At 74.0% G+C, this 16,109-nt stretch carries 10 protein-coding genes and 2 pseudogenes; 8 read left to right on the top strand and 4 right to left on the bottom strand.

All coding sequences use genetic code 11. The annotated features are described in order from the left end of the window. Positions 1–43 precede the first annotated feature (43 nt). The gene (locus ACYVOO_RS27120) at positions 44–310 is read right to left on the bottom strand and encodes a hypothetical protein (protein ID WP_453347071.1); all 267 of its coding nucleotides are present in this window, start codon (positions 308–310) and stop codon (positions 44–46) included. A 164-nt stretch (positions 311–474) separates the two neighbouring features. Between ACYVOO_RS27120 and ACYVOO_RS27115 the strand changes: the two genes are divergently transcribed. From ACYVOO_RS27115 to ACYVOO_RS27085, 7 genes and pseudogenes are all read left to right on the top strand, one after another. Then, on the top strand, positions 475–2,247 hold the full coding sequence (locus ACYVOO_RS27115; RefSeq protein ID WP_461018328.1) for a serine/threonine-protein kinase: 1,773 nt from the start codon (positions 475–477) through the stop codon (positions 2,245–2,247). Positions 2,248–2,295: 48 nt separating this feature from the next. Next, on the top strand, positions 2,296–2,784 hold the full coding sequence (locus ACYVOO_RS27110; RefSeq protein WP_461018327.1) for a hypothetical protein: 489 nt from the start codon (positions 2,296–2,298) through the stop codon (positions 2,782–2,784). A 1-nt stretch (position 2,785) separates the two neighbouring features. Next, entirely contained in the window at positions 2,786–3,979 is a 1,194-nt protein-coding gene (locus tag ACYVOO_RS27105; RefSeq protein WP_461018326.1) for a GNAT family N-acetyltransferase, read from the top strand. Positions 3,980–4,329: 350 nt separating this feature from the next. Further along, positions 4,330–5,211: a glycosyltransferase family 2 protein gene (locus ACYVOO_RS27100; protein WP_461018325.1), complete on the top strand. Its 882-nt coding sequence runs from the start codon at positions 4,330–4,332 to the stop codon at positions 5,209–5,211. Next, positions 5,208–6,236: pseudogene (locus ACYVOO_RS27095) on the top strand (glycosyltransferase family 2 protein); the annotation flags it as partial. The gene ACYVOO_RS27100 and the pseudogene ACYVOO_RS27095, both read left to right, overlap by 4 nt. A 293-nt stretch (positions 6,237–6,529) precedes the next feature. Beyond that, a pseudogene (locus ACYVOO_RS27090) lies at positions 6,530–7,339 on the top strand (polysaccharide deacetylase family protein); the annotation flags it as partial. A gap of 158 nt (positions 7,340–7,497) precedes the next feature. Next, complete coding sequence (locus ACYVOO_RS27085) at positions 7,498–11,130, top strand: lipopolysaccharide biosynthesis protein (RefSeq protein ID WP_461018324.1); 3,633 nt, start codon at positions 7,498–7,500, stop codon at positions 11,128–11,130. Here ACYVOO_RS27085 and ACYVOO_RS27080 read toward each other — a convergent pair. Beyond that, positions 11,068–12,912, bottom strand: a complete 1,845-nt coding sequence (locus tag ACYVOO_RS27080; protein ID WP_461018323.1) for a CocE/NonD family hydrolase — start codon at positions 12,910–12,912, stop codon at positions 11,068–11,070. The genes ACYVOO_RS27085 and ACYVOO_RS27080 overlap by 63 nt on opposite strands. Before the next feature lie 107 nt (positions 12,913–13,019). Between ACYVOO_RS27080 and ACYVOO_RS27075 the strand changes: the two genes are divergently transcribed. Continuing rightward, a complete protein-coding gene (locus ACYVOO_RS27075; RefSeq protein ID WP_461018386.1) occupies positions 13,020–13,766 on the top strand; it encodes a TetR/AcrR family transcriptional regulator C-terminal domain-containing protein in 747 nt (248 codons plus the stop codon). Between the two features lie 244 nt (positions 13,767–14,010). On the opposite strand, the gene ACYVOO_RS27070 is transcribed toward ACYVOO_RS27075, so the two are convergent. After that, positions 14,011–15,132, bottom strand: a complete 1,122-nt coding sequence (locus ACYVOO_RS27070) for an FAD-dependent oxidoreductase (protein WP_461018322.1) — start codon at positions 15,130–15,132, stop codon at positions 14,011–14,013. Positions 15,133–15,294: 162 nt separating this feature from the next. Further along, positions 15,295–15,966 carry a DUF4230 domain-containing protein gene (locus tag ACYVOO_RS27065; protein WP_461018321.1) on the bottom strand — a complete coding sequence of 224 codons (672 nt, stop codon included), beginning with the start codon at positions 15,964–15,966 and terminating at the stop codon, positions 15,295–15,297. Positions 15,967–16,109 lie beyond the last annotated feature (143 nt).

The raw sequence follows: 16,109 nt of genomic DNA, 5'->3' as shown, positions 1-16,109 counted from the left end.
AGGTGGAACGGATGCCCACAACCCCCGCGCGGAGCGCGGAGGCTCAGCCGCGCCCTCCGAAGAGGGTGCGGCGCAGCTTGCGCAGAGGCGCGAACAGCGAGACCCGCGCACCGCGGTTCTTCGCACCGCTTCGCGCGGCGTCGCGCTGCGTGAGCTCACGCATCAGCGTCGTCGCCTCTTCCGTCTGGCCCTGCGGCACAGCGGGCCCTGCGAGCACGGCCAGATGCCGGTCGAGACGCGAACTCGTCGCGCTCGTCCCGCATTTGATCGCAGGCACTCGCGCCCTGCTGCTCACTGTTATCTGTTCCATGACACTCCCCACCCGTACGAGGGCACCCGGCCCGGGCAGAGTAACCCTATCTCCCGAGTCCGACACGCGTGTATCCCGGTCACAGGATTCACCTGCCCCACAAGCCGGTTGACGAACACCGTACGAGCGCTCAGCATCGCGAAGAAGGGGGCAAGGGGGGCGCAATGAGCGCGCAACGGGTTCTGTCCGGCCGCTACCGGCTCCTGCGGGAGCTGGGGCGGGGCGGGATGGGCGTGGTCTGGCAGGCGCACGACGAGCGCCTTGATCGCGACGTCGCCGTCAAGGAGGTGCGTGCTCCCGACGTCCTGAGTGAGCGGGAGATCACACAGCTCTACACCCGTCTGGAGCGGGAGGCGTGGGCCGCCGGACGCGTCACGCACCGTAACGTCGTCACGGTCTACGACGTCGTCAACGACGACGGCCGCCCGTGGATCGTCATGGAGCTGGTGCGCGGACTCTCCCTGTACGAGGTACTCGAGGCGGAGGGGCGGCTGGCGCCCGAACGGGCAGCGGCCATCGGCGCCGAGGTGCTCGCCGCACTGCGCGCAGCGCACGCCGCCTCGGTGCTGCACCGCGATGTGAAGCCCGGCAACGTCCTCGTCGGCAACGACGGGCGCACCGTGCTCACCGACTTCGGGATCGCGGTCGTCGAGGGCAGCTCGGCGTTGACCATGACCGGCCAGCTGGTCGGTTCTCCCGAGTTCCTCGCACCCGAACGAGCGATGGGACGTCCGCCGGGTCCCGCCTCCGACCTGTGGTCACTGGGGGTACTGCTGTACGCGGCGGTCGAGGGGAACACGCCCTTCCGCCGCGACTCCGCGCTGAGCACGCTGCGCGCCGTCGTCGACGAGGAGCTGCCGCCGCCCTCGCACGCCGGGCCGCTCGCCCCCGTCATCGAGGGGCTGCTGCGCAAGGACCCGGAGCTGCGGCTCCCGGCCGAGGAAGCCGCGCGGATGCTGGTCAGCGCCTCGGCGGGCGGCACCCCGCGCGACACCTCCACTCCCCCGGCCGCCTACGCGCCGACGGTCTGGTCCCCCGCCGACCCGGGCGCGCCCCCGGCCGCCACCCGCACGGGGGCCACGGCCGGGCCGCCGCCCGGCTTCGGGCCCGCGGCGATGGACGGGCCCCTCACCTCGACGTCCGCGCCGCGGCGCGACGGGCCGAAGCGGCACAGCCTCGTGTGGCTGCTGACGGTGGCGCTGCTCGCCGCGCTGCTCGTCGGCTGGCTCGTGTGGGAGGGCACCCGCGACGGGGGCGGGGAGGCGGGCGGCTCGGGATCCGGCTCCGGCAACTCCTCGGGCAGTACGGGCGGCACGGAAGGCCAGGGCTCCGACGGCGGGCAGCACGGCGGCGACGGAGGCGGTACGGGCGGGAACGACGGCGACAGCGGGGGCGGGGGCGACGACGGCGGGAGCACCGGAGGCGACACGGGTGGCGGGGACGACGGGGGTGACGGGGGCAACGGAGGCGGCGGGGGCGGCTCGTACGAGCAGAAGATCACCGTCACGGTCACGGCCGTACGCGACAGCTACGCGGGAACCTGCCCGCCGCCCTCGGCCGAGGCGCCCTCCTTCACGGCGAAGCTCACCGTCAGGAAGCTGCCCGCCGACGTCGAGTACCGCTGGACCACCGGCAGCGGCACGACCTCGGCGCCGGGCTGGCAGACTCTCCACTTCGCGGCAGGCGGCGCCAAGTCCCGCACCGTGGACCACACCGAGACCACCTATACGGCTGACGAGACGCGCCAGGACTCAATGAAGGTCACCGTGCGTTCGCCGCGCGCGGCGGAGTCAGGGCCGGTGGACTTCACGGTGACCTGCGAGCCCGGCGACTCCCCCAGCGAGTACGCCGGTACGGGCGCTCACGGGCCGCCCGCTACTACTCCGTCACAGTCCTGGCACACGCTTGACGGGGCTGTCGGGATGCCGCCACATTGAATGCTCATATCCTGCGCTTCGGGGGCATTCCGGGGGGACTGGCCGCCCATGCAGATCATTCAGAGATCCGGCGAATCCATGCAGAGATCCGGCAATTCCGTTCCCGGCCCTGGCCCCGGTTCCGGTTCCGGTTCCGGTTCCGGCTCAGCCAGGACCGACTCGCTGCCGCTGCTGGCGGGCGCGGCCGTCGGGGTCGGCGGGGTGGGTGCGGCGCTCGCGCTCGCCGATGTCGCCTCGCCCCTGCGCGCCCCCTTCACCCTCTTCTTCCTGCTGGCGGCGCCCGCGCTCGCCCTCGCGGCCTCGCTGCGCCGTCTCGACGCGCTGACCCGCGCCGTGGTCGCCGTCGTCGGGGCAGCGGCGCTGGACCTGCTCGTCGCGCAGGTGATGATCGCGACGCATACGTGGTCGGTGCGCGGCGGCATCGTCGCCGTCGGGGTGCTGAGCGGGCTGCTCCTGCTGACGCCGCTCGCGCTCGGCCGGAACGGAAGCGACGGCGGCACCGGAACCGGCGGTAGCGGCGCCCGGCGGGGCGGCTGACGTGGACATCCAGGTGCGCAGGCCGGGCGCACTCACGGACGCCCACCGCGCCGCGTGGACCTCGCTCCAGGCGAAGGCGCATCTGCACGGTGCGCCGCAGCTCGCCAACCCCTTCCTCTCGCCCGAGTTCACGCTCGCCGTGGGCCGCAGCCGGGGGAACGTGCGGGTGGCGGTGCTCCACGACGAGGACGGCGAGCCCGCCGCGTTCTTCCCGTACCAGCGCGGGCCCCTCGGGGTCGGCCGTGCGGTCGGGCTGGGGGTCTCGGACTGCCAGGGCGTCGTGCACCGGCCGGGGTTCACCTGGGACGCGCGGGAACTGCTGCGTGCCTGCGGGCTGTCCATGTGGGAGTTCGACCACCTCACCGAGGGCCAGGACGCGTTCGGCGACGGCGTCACCGCCTCCTTCGCCTCCCCGGTGATCGACGTGGACCAGGGCTTCGACGCCTACCTGGCGCGACTGCGCGCCGCCTCGCCCAGGTTCGTGCGCGAGACGCTCTACAAGGAGCGCAAGCTGGGCCGCAGGGTCGGCGAGGTGCGCTATGTGCACGACGAGCGCGATCCCGCCGTGCTGCGCACGCTGATGGCCTGGAAGTCGGCGCAGTACCGCAGGACGGGGCGCAGCGACCGCTTCGCGCGCCCCTGGATCGTCCAGTTGGTGCACCAGCTCTTCCACTCACGCTCGGACACGTTCGCGGGCCAGCTCTCCGTCCTCTACGCGGGCTCGCGCCCCGTCGCGGCGCACTTCGGGCCGCGTACCGACCGGGTCCACACCTGCTGGTTCCCGGCCTACGACCCCGAGTTCGCGCCGTTCTCGCCCGGCCTCCTGATGCATCTGCGGATGGCCGAGGGCGCGGCGGCGGACGGGCTCTCGTACGTGGACCTGGGGCGCGGCCAGAAGCAGTACAAGGACTCCCTCAAGACCCGTGAGATCACGGTGCACGAGGGCTGGGTGACCCGGCCCCACCCGGTGGCGTACGGCCGCAGGGCGCACCGCGCGCCCGTTCGCGCGCTGCGCAACGCGGTGCTGGCGAGACCGGGGCTGTTCGAACCGGCCGACCGGGCTCTGAAGAAGGTGGGCGCGCTGCGCTCGGGCGGTACGGCCGGGGCGGGCGGCGGCACAGGAGACCCGGCGAGCCAGCCGGACACGTCGCACCCGGGGAAAACAGGAAAGAAAGAGGGGACAGAAGGGTGGTGACAGCATTCTTACGGCAAAACGGGGTTGACGCTCCAGGTCTTGCCATAAGAACTCAAACGTCCATACTGACGTACATCCACCCGCATCCCCCCGTACATAGGGGGCCCACCGGCATCGGCTCTGGGGAGGGCACGGCCGGGACGGGCAGCGGAGGCGGGGCGCGGTAGGGGGGTGCCGGGGCCGATCACGCGCGTCGCTGGGGGCGACGGGCGCAGTCGGGACACGGGCCGCGCGAGGAGTCACGTATGCCAGCGCTCCGCACTACGCGGGGCGGCAACCCCCCTTTCGAACCGGACACAGTGCGGGACCGTCCTGGGGTGGGCGGTCCACCGGACGAGAGGGAACAGCTCATGACGTTCACCACGCGACCGCTGGCCGAACAGCCGCCCAACGGGGAGCAGCCCACGGGCGCCGCCCCGGCGGAGGCGGAGGCCGAGCCGGAGAGCGCCACGGAGGAAACGCCGCAGGAGTACCGCCCGGTCTCCTCGCACCTGGCGATAGCGCCCCGTGTCAGCGTCGTCATCCCGGCGATGAACGAGGCCGAGAACCTGCCGTACGTCTTCACGTCGCTGCCCGAGTGGGTGCACGAGGTCGTCCTTGTGGACGGCAACTCCTCGGACGACACCGTGGCCGTGGCCCGCGAGCTGCGTCCTGACATCACCGTCGTCACCCAGCGCGGGAAGGGCAAGGGCGACGCCCTGATCACCGGTTTCGCCGCCTGCACAGGCGACATCGTGGTGATGGCCGACGCCGACGGGTCCATGGACGGCGCCGAGATCGTCTCCTACGTCTCCGCGCTGGTCGGCGGCGCCGACTTCGCGAAGGGCTCGCGCTTCGCGAACGGCGGGGGCACGGACGACATGACACCCGTGCGCAAGCTGGGCAACCGCGTCCTCACCTCGGTCGTCAACCGCAAGTTCGGGGCCCGCTACACGGACCTGTGCTACGGCTACAACGCCTTCTGGCGCCACTGCCTCGACGACATCAAGCTGGACTGCGCGGGCTTCGAAGTGGAGACGCTGATGAACATCCGGGTCGTCAAGGCGGGGTTCCGGGTGCAGGAGATACCCAGCCACGAGTACGAGCGCATCCACGGCACCAGCAATCTGCGCGCCGTGCGCGACGGGCTGCGCGTGCTGAGGGTGATCCTGCGCGAGCGCGCCGACCGCAGGAACCGCGTCGTCGCCGCGAGCGCGCAGGTCCGCACGGCGATGGTGCGGGAGGGCAGGTGAGCGGCGCGGACGCCCGTGGCCCGCGGCTCTCCGTGGTGATCTGCGCCTACACGGAGGACCGCTGGGCCGACATCCTCGCCGCCGTCGACTCGGTGCGGGCGCAGTCGCTGGCCGCGTGGGAGACGCTGCTCGTCGTGGACCACAATCCGCTGCTGCGGGGCCGCCTGGCGGCGGAGTTCGCCGGGTCGGGCGCGCGTGCGACGGGCGGCGCGAGGCCGGATGGGGTGCGGGCGCGGGTGCGAGTGCTCGCCAACGCGGGGCCACGCGGCCTCTCCGCCGGGCGCAACACGGGTGTCGCGGCCTCGACGGGCGAGATCGTCGCCTTCCTCGACGACGACGCGGTCGCCGAGCGCGACTGGCTGCGGCACCTGGCCGCCGCGTACGCCGATCCGCTGGTGATGGCGGTCGGCGGGCGCACCGAGCCCGTATGGGAGTCGGGGCGCCGACCCGTGTGGTTCCCCGAGGAGTTCGACTGGACCGTCGGCTGCATGTACAAGGGCCACCCGACGGGACTGGTGCGGGTGCGCAATGTGCTGGGCGGGAACGCGTCCTTCCGTCGTACGGCCTTCGACGCCGTCGGCGGCTTCGCCACCGGCATCGGCCGCGACGGCGACGGCGACGGCGACCGGCTGCCGCTCGGATGCGAGGAGACCGAGCTGTGCATCCGGCTGCGCCGGGCACGCCCGGACGCGGTGCTGCTCATCGACGACCGCGCGGTCATCCACCACCGGGTGCCCGCGTCCCGTGCGCGCTTCGCCTATCTGCGCCGCCGCGCCTACGCGGAGGGCCTGTCCAAGGCGCTGGTCGCGAGCAGCGTCGGCGCGCGGGACGGCCTGTCGACGGAGCGCCGCTACGCGACGCGGGTGCTGCCCGCCGCCGTGGCGCGCGGCCTGCGCGACTTCGCCCTCGCCCGCCCCGGCGGCGCGGGCAGGGCGGCGGCGGTCGTGACGGGCGTCGCGGCGGCGGCGGCCGGTTACGCACTCGGCGGCCTACGGGCCCGCCGCGCGGGCGCGGGGTTCGCCGTGGGCGCGGGCGCCTCGCTGGCCGCAGACACGGGCACGCGCGAAGGCGCCTCACGGGCCGAGCGCACGACGGTGCCCGAGAACGTGCCGTCGGCCGAGGGCACTTGCCCGGCCCGGAACGGCACCGGGGCCGACGTGGGCGGGGGCGCGACGGTGCCCGAGAACCGGCCGTCGGCCGAAGGCACGCACCCGGCCCGGAGTGGTACCGGAGCCGACGTGGGGGCGGGTGCGGGTGCGGGCGCGGGCACGGTGCCCGTGGTGGCGGGTCCCGGTGGTGGGGATGGGGAGGCCGCCGCATGAGGGGTGGGGCGGGGCACAGACGGGGGTTCGTCGGGGCGGCGCCGGGGCCCGTGCCGGTGCTGATGTATCACGCGGTCAGCCATGTGCCCGCGCGGGCGGCGCACAGCCTCTCCGTTTCGCCGGACGCGTTCGCCGCGCAGATGGCCCTGCTGGACCGGCTCCGCTTCTCGCCGGTCACCGCGGCCGAGCTGGGCCACGCCTGGCGCACCGGTCGCGCGCTGCCGTGCCGTCCGGTGCTGGTGACCTTCGACGACGGCTACGAGGGCGTGTACCGGTACGCGCTGCCCGTACTCGTCAAGTACGGCTTCCGCGCGACCCTGTTCGTCTCCACCGGCTGGCTGCGCGGCCCGTACGAGAGCGGCGGCGCCCTGGACACGATGCTCGACTGGCACCAGGTGCGGGGCCTGGAGCGCGCCGGCGTGGAGATCGGGGGGCACAGCCACACGCATCCGCAGCTCGACCAGCTCGACGACGGGCCGCTCGCGCACGAGATCGGGCACTGCCGCGACATCATCGCCACGGAGACGGGCACCAGACCGGTGTCCTTCGCCTATCCCTACGGGTATTCCAGCCGTAGGGTGCGCGAGGCCGTGCGCGCGGGCGGCTTCGGGCAGTCCCTCGCCGTCAACAACGCGCTCGCCAGGCGCACGCAGGGCCCGTACGCGCTCACCCGCTACACGGTGCGCCGCAGCACGGACCTGGCCGAGTTCCAGCGCTTGGTGGAGGGTCGGCCCCTGGGCCGTGACTTCGCCCTCGACAAGGTGCTGGGCAGGGGGTACGCGGTCGTACGGCGCGGTCGCAGGGCGCTCACCGCACTGGCCGCACCGGACACGCCGGCCGCACCGGCACCACCCCCGGACTCACCCGCCCCGGCGTCCCCGTCGAACAGCGCTCCCGACCCGTCCATCCGTCCATCCGTCCGTCCGTCTCACCGCCCGACCAGGAGCCAGGGATCACCGAGCATGTGACTGACACCTACGCGCCGGAACAGCCGTCCGGTGCTGCCGCCGCCACCGGGCGCTCAGCGCGTGGCGGCGGCAAGGGCGGTGGGAGCCAGCTCTTCCGCAACGCCTACGCGCTGATGCTGAACACCGGCATCTCCGCGGTCCTCGGGCTCGGTTACTGGCTCGTGGCGGCGCGCTACTACTCGGACTCCGCCGTCGGCCAGGGCTCGGCCGCCATCGCCGCCATGAAGTTCCTCGCGGGCCTCACGGCGGTGACGCTGATGGGCGCGCTGGCCCGCTTCATCCCCGTCGCGGGGCGCACCACCAGGCGGCTCATCCTGCGTACGTATCTGGCGAGTTCGGTGGTCGTCGTGTGCGCCGCGCTGGTCTTCCTCGCGACGCTCGACCGGTGGGGCGACTCGTACCGCTTCCTGCACGGGCTGCTGCCGGGCGCCGGGTTCGTCCTGGCGGTCGTCCTGTGGTCGCTGCTGACGCTCCAGGACGGCGTGCTCACGGGGCTGCGCAGCGCGCGGTGGGTGCCGGTCGGGAACACCGTCTTCTCCACGGCCAAGCTGATCCTGCTGGTGGCGCTGGCCGCCGCGGTCCCCACGGCGGGCGTCTTCGTCTCCTGGGTCGCGGCCATCGCGCTGTCCGCGCTGCCCCTGGGCTGGCTGGTGTTCACCCGGCTCGTGCCCCGGCATGTGCGGGCCACGCGGGAGACCGCGCGCCCGGCCGGGATGCGCGAGATGGGCCGCTTCCTCGCGGGGGACTACACGGGGGCGCTGTTCTCGCTCGTCGTCGTCTACCTCGTCCCCGTCATCGTCGCCTCGCAGATCCCGTCAGCCGAGAACGCGTACTTCTACACCACGACGACGATCGGCGGCACGATCAACCTGCTCGCGCTCAACATGGGCGCCTCGCTCACCGTCGAGGGATCGCACGACCCCGCGCGCCTGGCGGAGAACGCGCGCGCCGCGCTGCTGCGGATGGCGCGCATCATGCTCCCGGTGTGCGCGGGCCTGTTCCTCCTCGCGCCGCTGGTCCTGCGCGTGTTCGGGAAGGGGTACGCCGACGCCGCGACGCCGCTGCTGCGCTACTACGCGGTGGGCGCCGCGCTGCGCGTGGTCATCGAGGTCTACTACGCGGTGCTGCGCGCCCAGAACCGCACCTCCGGGCTCGCCTATCTCCAGGGGCTGCTGTGCGTGCTGGTGGTCGGGCTGACCGTGGCGCTGCTGCCGCGCATGGGCCTGACCGGCGCGGGGCTCGCCGAGGCGGGCAGCCTGGGTCTTGTGGCGGGGATCGCGGCGTGGAAGCTGTACGGGGTGCTGCGCGCCTCCCCCCGTGCGGCGGAAGCTGCGTCACACGGCGTCGAGGGCCGCGTCGCCGCGCACGCGGGTGGGGACTGCGGCGGCGAACCTGGCGACGGCGAGCGGCGCCCGAGCTGGGCGGCGCGCGACTACGGCGACTACCGCGACTACGAGGACGAGCCGACGCTCCAGCTCCGCGCCGACCTCGAGCACCTGGACCGGCACCCCAGCGTCACCCCGCCCCGCGGCACCCCGCTGCCCGACCTGCCGCGCGGCCCACGCCCCCCGCTGTCCGAGCGGCTGCGCCCGACGCTGCGGCGGCTGCGCCGCCCGGCCACGGGCCTGTGGCTGCTGCTGGGCGCTGCCGTGGCGCTGTACTGGCTGCCCCTGTCCGGCATGGGCGAGGCGGAGCTTACGGCGATGGGCGGGCTCGGTCTGGTCTCCGTGCTGCCCGTCCCCACCCTGGTGGGCGCCGCGCTGCTGGTGGCCGCCTTCGCGGGGGCGCTGTGGGTGCACCGTCAGCACCGGGTGCTGCTGACGGTGGCGCTGCTGCTGACGGTGTTCTCGCTGCACGCCGTCCCCGCCCTGCTGGAGGGCGCGCCGCGCTTCCCGACCGCGTGGCAGCACCTGGGGTTCCTGGACTACATCGAGCGCACGGGCACGGCGGCGCCCGACATGGACGCGCGCTGGAGCTGGCCCGGCTTCTTCGCGGGCGCCGCCTTCCTGGCGCGGGCGTGCGGCGTCGACGATCTGTCCGGGCTGATCCGCTGGTGGCCGACGGTGATCCAGCTCGCGTATCTGGCGCCGCTGGCGGTGCTGTTGCGGGCTGTGCGGGCGCACTGGCGTGCCAAGTGGTGCGCGGTGTGGTTCTTCGCGCTGTGCGGCTGGGTGGGCCAGGACTACTTCTCGCCGCAGGGCTTCACGTTCCTCTTCTATCTGCTGTTCGTGGCGCTGCTGCTGGTGTGGTTCCGGCAGCCGCGCGCGCCGCGCGGCGGGAAGCGGCAGCCGGGCGAGACGGACGAGGTGCCGGGCCCGGAGCGGCGGGGCGAGCGCGCCGTGCTGCTGGCCGTGCTGATCGGGCTGTTCGTGGCCTCGGTGGCGGGGCACCAGTTGACGCCGTTCGTGATGCTCGGGGTGCTGGTCGGGCTGATCCTGGTGCGCCGTACGACGCTGTACGGGCTGCCGCTGCTGTGCGGGGTGCTGGTGGCGGTGTGGGTGTGCTATCTGGCGGAGCCGTACTGGTCGGGGCACTTCGACGAGCTGTTCGGCGGGGTCGGGGGCGTGGGCGGCAATGTGTCCTCGTCCGTCTCCGGGCGCATCGAGGGCGGCAGCGAGACGCACAAGCTGGTGCTCTACGTACGGGTCGCGCTGGCGGGCGGGACGCTGGGGCTGGCGGGGCTCGGGTTGCTGCGGCGGCGTCGGCAGGGGTATGCGGACCGGGCACTGCTGGTGCTGACCTGTCTGCCGTTCCTGGCGTTCGGCGCCCAGTCCTACGGCGGCGAGATCGCGCTGCGCGTCTTCCTCTTCGCGGCGCCCGGCGCCTGTGTGCTGGCCGCGCTGGCGCTGTTCCCGCGCGTACGGGGACGCTTCGTACGCGACGGCGAGCCGTGGTGGCGGCGCCATGTCGCGCCGCTCGCCGCGCTGTCGGCCGGGCTGGTGCTGATGGGGGGCTTCCTGGTGGCGCGCTGGGGCAACGAGCCCTTCGAGCGGGTGCGGGCGGGTGAGGTCGCGGCGATGGAGTACGTGTACGCGCACGACGAGCCGACCGTGCGCCTGCTGTGGCCCACCAACGACACCGTGGACGACGTGACTCCGGCCATGCCCTGGGGCGCCCGGGACATGGAGCGGGTGGAGTACGTGCCGACGCTGGCGCCGCTGGACCCGGAGAGGCCCGCCTCGCTGGTCGAGGCGCTGCGCGAGGCCGGGCCGAACGCGTATCTGATGCTCAACGAGGGCCAGTCCACCTACCTCGCGCTGGACTCGGGCTATCCCCACGACTGGCAGTCCCGGCTGGCGAAGGCACTCGACGAACGCGAGGAGCTGCGCAAGGTGCTGGCGAACGACGACGCGGGCCTCTACACCCTGCGCGACCGGCCCCCGGGCAAGGCGGCGGCGCCGGACCCGGGGCCCGTCGGCCCGCGCATCACCTGGACCTCGTGGTCGGTCATGGGCGGGCTCTCGGCGCTGGCGCTGATCCTGCTGCTGGGGGCGCGCGAGTTCGTACGGGTGGCGGCGCGGCCTGGCGAGCGCACCTTCGCGTGGCTCCAGAGCACGTTCTGGTTCTCACTGCCGCTGATGCTGCTGTTCGTGGCCGCGCTGGTGCAGCGGTTCTGGACGATGTCGTAGCGGGGCCTCGTCCGAAGCTGTCCCGTCGGCCCTGTCGGTCCCGTCGGTCCCGTCGGCGCCGGGCTCGTGAGGCAGGGTCAGCGCCGAGGACGGGTGCAGGGTGATGCGCACGGGGGTGAGCCGGGTGGCCTCTGCCGACGGCTCGCCGGTGCCCGGGTTGCGCGCGTAGCGCGGGTGGGCGCCACCGCTGAGCTGGAGGCGGACGCGGTGCCCCGCAGCGAAGCGGTGCGCCGTGTCCCCCAGGGGCACGGTGACCTCGGTGATCCGCTCCCCCTCCGTGGCGACGCGGACCACGCCGTCGCAGACGTTGACGGAGCGGCCCGCGCCGTCCACGTCGCAGAGGCGGGCGACGATGTCGGCGTGTCCGGTGTCCACGGAGACCCGCAGGCGCGCGGCGACGGGACCGAGGGCGTCCAGGGGTGCGGGCAGCGGGGGCCCGGTGAAGGTCAGGACGTCCTCGCGGGCCTCCAGGGCACCGTTGTCGCGGGGTCCGGCGCCGCGCGAGAGCAGGGCGCCGCCGACCGAGGGGGTGGGGTCGGCGGGGTCGTAGCGGAAGGAGGCGAGCGGCGCGAGGTCCTCGGGCGCCTGCCGGACGAGCCGCCCGGCGGGGGCCGCGAAGAGGCGGGTGGTCACCGTGCCGTCGGGCGGCCACACGTCGAGATCCCGCCACGCCTCCCCCGCGTCCCCGTGGTCGCCGCCCATGTGCACGCGTACGGGGGTGCCGCGCAGCCCGGACGCGTCGTCGCACAGGTGGGCCCGCAGCCAGGCCAGGGTCTCGGCGAACACCTCGGGCCAGCCCTGCTGGAGGGCCGAGGTGTGGGTCCACGGGCCGACGAGCAGCGCGGTCTCGCAGTCCGTCGCGCGCAGCCGCGCGTACTGCGCGAAGGTCTGCGCGGCCAGCGCGTCGTGCCACCCGGTGACCAGTCCGACGGGCACGCGCGCCCGCTCGGCCGCCACGGCCAGATCGGCGCCCTCCCAGTACGGGTCGTCGGCGTCCGGGTGGCGCGTCGCCGCGTCCAGCCACGGCGCCCCGGTTCCCACGGCGCGGGTCTGGGCTGCGCGCGGCGGCAGCGCGAGGGTGACCTCGCGCAGCCGTCGCCGCAGGCGCAGCGCGGCCCGGAGGAAGGCGGCGGCCCCTCGGTGCTGGTGGGTCATGCCGAGGCCCACGGTGAGGGCGTTCTCCAGTTGGAACGCGCCGTTCGCGTGGAACAGGGCGTGCGGGTCGTGCAGGCCGACCTGTACGGCCATCGCGCGCAGTTCGGGCGGCGGATCGAGCGCGAGCGCCCACTGCACGTAGCCGAGGTAACTGGGCCCGACGGTGCCCAGCCTGCCGTCGAACCACGGCTGCTCGCGCAGCCAGGCGACGGTGGCCAGGGCGTCGGCGGGCTCGTCGCGCCACAGGTGGAACTCGCCGCCTGAGCCGCCGGTGCCCCGGCAGCTCTGGAGGACGACGTGGAAGCCCTGTTCGGCGAAGAGCAGTCCGTACAGCGGCGCCCACGGCAGGCCCCTGCCGTACGGGGAGCGCACCAGGAGGGTGGGGAAGTCGCCCCGGCCGAGGGGGAAGTAGTGGTCCGTGCGCAGCGGGGTGCCGTCGGCGGCGGGCACGGTGAGCCCCGGTTCCCAGCGGACGTCGTACCGCCGGGCCGGGAGCCCGCGCCAGGTCGCCCGCAGGAGCCGCGCGGAGCGCGGTGGCCTGCGGTGTCGGGGGCGGTGGCGAGGGTGGGGGCCGGGGCGCGGGGGCCGTCCGGGCGGGGATATGGCGTCACGCGGGTGCGGTGGCATGGCTCTCCTCGCTATTCTCGTACGTAGTACGAGAATAGCGCCTGCTTGGATGGGGACGGCAAGTGGCGGTCGGTACGAGGAGATACGAGGAGAGGGGCGGCGGCGCCGTGCACGAGGTCGACGGGACCGGGAGCGGGTCCGGGTCCGGGTCCGGGTCCGGGTCCGGGGGTGTGGATCCGGAGCGGCTCTGGCTGCGGTCCGGCAGGCCGCGCAGGGGACGCCCGCCCGCGTTCAGCCGGGAGCAGGTCACGGCGGCGGCCGTCGCGCTCGCGGACGCCGAGGGGCTGGACGCGGTCACGATGCGGCAGGTGGCCTCGCGGGTCGGCGCGGGCGTCATGTCCCTCTACAGCTACGTCCCCGACAAGGAGACGCTGCTGGAGCTGATGGTCGACCACGTCAGCGCCGAACTCCCCGCCGGAGAGCCGCTCACCGGGGACTGGCGCGCCGACCTCAAGGCCATGGCGCACGCCCAGCGCGCCCTCATGCTGCGGCACACCTGGCTGCCCGCCGCGCTCACGGCCCGCCGCTCACCGGGCCCGCACACGCTCGCCTTCCTGGAACACGCGCTCGTGGCGCTGCGGCCCACGGGGCTGGACGGCGGCGCGCGGATGGAGGTGTTCAGCCTGCTCACCGGCTTCGTCTCGGGGCACGTCGCGCACGAGGCCGCGCAGGCGGCGGTGGCGCACGCGCCGGACCGCGCGGCGGCCGAGGCCCGCTATCTCGCGGCCGTCGCAGCCGAGGGCCGCCACCCCGAACTCGCCAAGGTGCTCGCCGCGCCCTCCGGCCCCCTCGACCCGGACGCGACGTTCGCGCGCCTCCTCGACCGCATGGTCGACGGCCTCGACGCGGTCTGACGCCCCGGGCGGCCGGAGATCACGCGCACCGAGATGTGGTGCGGTGACACCTCACGCCGTTCCTCCGGCCGCCACGGGAGATGACCGACCGGGTCACGCGTCGGGCGACCTGCCCGGTGCCGGGCCTGCCGGGCCGGCCGGACGGGCGTCAGACGCCGCCGTGCGAAGCGGCGCCTGAACGCCGTGATGCCCCCGCCCCCGGTGCCCGGCAGGCACGGTCGCCGTGACGGTTCCGGCCGACGGCTCAGGGGTTCTCCCCGCCCCCGCTGAAGAAGTTGACCACGTCCTCCAGCGCGGGGTTGTCCGGCGCCGCGTCCTCCGCTTCGGCGGCCTCGGCGCTGCGGGGGAACATGGCCTGCTCGTACACGGTGAGCGCGGTCTCGATGTCCCCGGGGTGCGCGGCGATGGCCTTGCCGAGTTCGGCGCCGTCGAGCATGGCGAGGTTGGCGCCCTCGCCGTTGGGGGCCGAGAGGTGCGCCGCGTCGCCGAGCAGGGTCACCCCCGGGACGCGGTCCCACCGGTGCCGGTGCGGCAGCGCGTGGAGGGGGCGCAGGATCGGCGCCACGTCGCTGGTGGTGATCAGCGCGGTGAGTTCGGGTGCCCAGCCGTCGAATTCCCGCGCGATCCGCGCCTTGGCCGCGTCGGCGTCGTCGAAGTCGATGGCGGCGAACCAGTCCAGCGGCTCGGCGATCCCCACGTAGGCGTGCAGCGTGTCACCCTTCTCCCGGTGGGCGAAGAGCTCCCTGCCCTGCTTGAGCGCGAACATCGACCCGCCGCCGACCGTCTTCGCTGCGGCCGGGTGCCGCGTGTCCGCGTCGAACAGGTAGGTCTCGACGACCGACTTGCCGATGTACGCGGGCACGGCGTCCGAGAGCAGCGGCCTGACCCGTGACCACGCGCCGTCCGCGCCGACGAGCAGCCCTGTGACGACGGTGCCGCCGTCCGCGAACGTCACCTCGTGGCGGCCTTCGCCGAGGGTGCGTGCCGCGGTGACCTTGCGGCCCCAGCGGACGGTGCCGTCCGGCAGCGAGTCGAGCAGCATCTGCCGCAGCTCGCCGCGCTGCACCTCGGGGCGTCCGCCGGTGCCGTCGTCGGCCTTGTCGAACAGGAGGTTCCCGTCCGGGTCGAGGACCCGTATCGCCTGGCGGCCCTCCAGGATGAGGGCGCGGAACTCGTCCATCAGGCCGGCGGCTTCGAGGGCGAGCTGGCCGTTGTAGTCGTGGATGTCGAGCATGCCGCCCTGCGAGCGCGCTGCCGGCGAGGACTCGGCCTCGTAGACGGTGGCCGGGATGCCGTGGACGTGGAGGACCCGGGCGAGCGCGAGGCCGCCGAGTCCGGCGCCGATGATCGTGACGTCGGTGGTCATGCTGGTTCCTTGCCTGTCGGATGCCCGCCGGATGGGCGCCCGGCGGCTTCTCAGGCAAGACTCCATGCCCGCGCCGACAGGCCGCCCACAGCGCACCGACAGACGGCCGACAACGGGCCGCACCGCCCCGTCGCCCGGCCGTCGCGGGTCGAAAGGCGCAGGTCAGTTGCCCTTGGCTTCTTCCGCGTAGGTGACGGAGACGTCCTCGAACTTGAGGGAGCGCAGCATGCCCTCCAGCATGTCGGTGGTGTTCTTCTCGGCGCGCTTCTCCAGGTCGCTCTCGCGTGCCGCCTCGCTGATGTGGCGGACGGCGAGCTTGTGCACCTCGCGCTCGTCGTCCGGGTTGTCGGTGAAGAAGTCGCCGATGCGGTCGAGGAGGCCGCGTTCCTTCGTCACCGGGTAGGAGCGCTCCACGTCGAGCGAGGGCTTGGCCAGCTTCGCGTGCGGGAGGCGTACGGAGACGGACTTCTCGTCGTCGGAGACCCTGACGGCGCCGTCGTCGAGGCCGCCGAAGTCCACGTAGGAGGCCACGCTGCCGTTGCCGACGTAGAGGGTGCGGCTGCCGCGCACGGCGTCGGGGAGGAACTTGGCGTCCTTCTCCAGGTCGACGACGACCTGGAAGGTGCCCTCCGCCGCCTGGTAGCGGCTCATGTCCTGGATGGATTTGAGCAGGACGGGTCCCGTGCGGTCCTTGGTCTCCGTCCCGAAGGGGCTGCGCAGGTCGGGCAGCAGGTTCCGGCCCGCGAGCACCGCCACTCCCAGCACGAGGACGAGGACGACGAGGAACGCGGTCAGCCGCGGGACGCGCCCGCCTTCGCGTGGGGCAGCGCTCATGAACCCTCCTCGGGGGGGCCTGGGGCTCGGGCAGGTGTACGCGTACCCCCGGAGCCGCACCTGACGCGGACCGTTCGCTCGCCGGGACGCCAACTGGGCCTGACGGGGCGGGAGTTGACGGGTGGGGCCCGCGCCGCGCCCCC

This window comes from Streptomyces daliensis, assembly GCF_054782395.1.
Note: the sequence above shows the minus strand (reverse complement) of the source record. Positions and strands in the feature narration are given on the sequence as shown.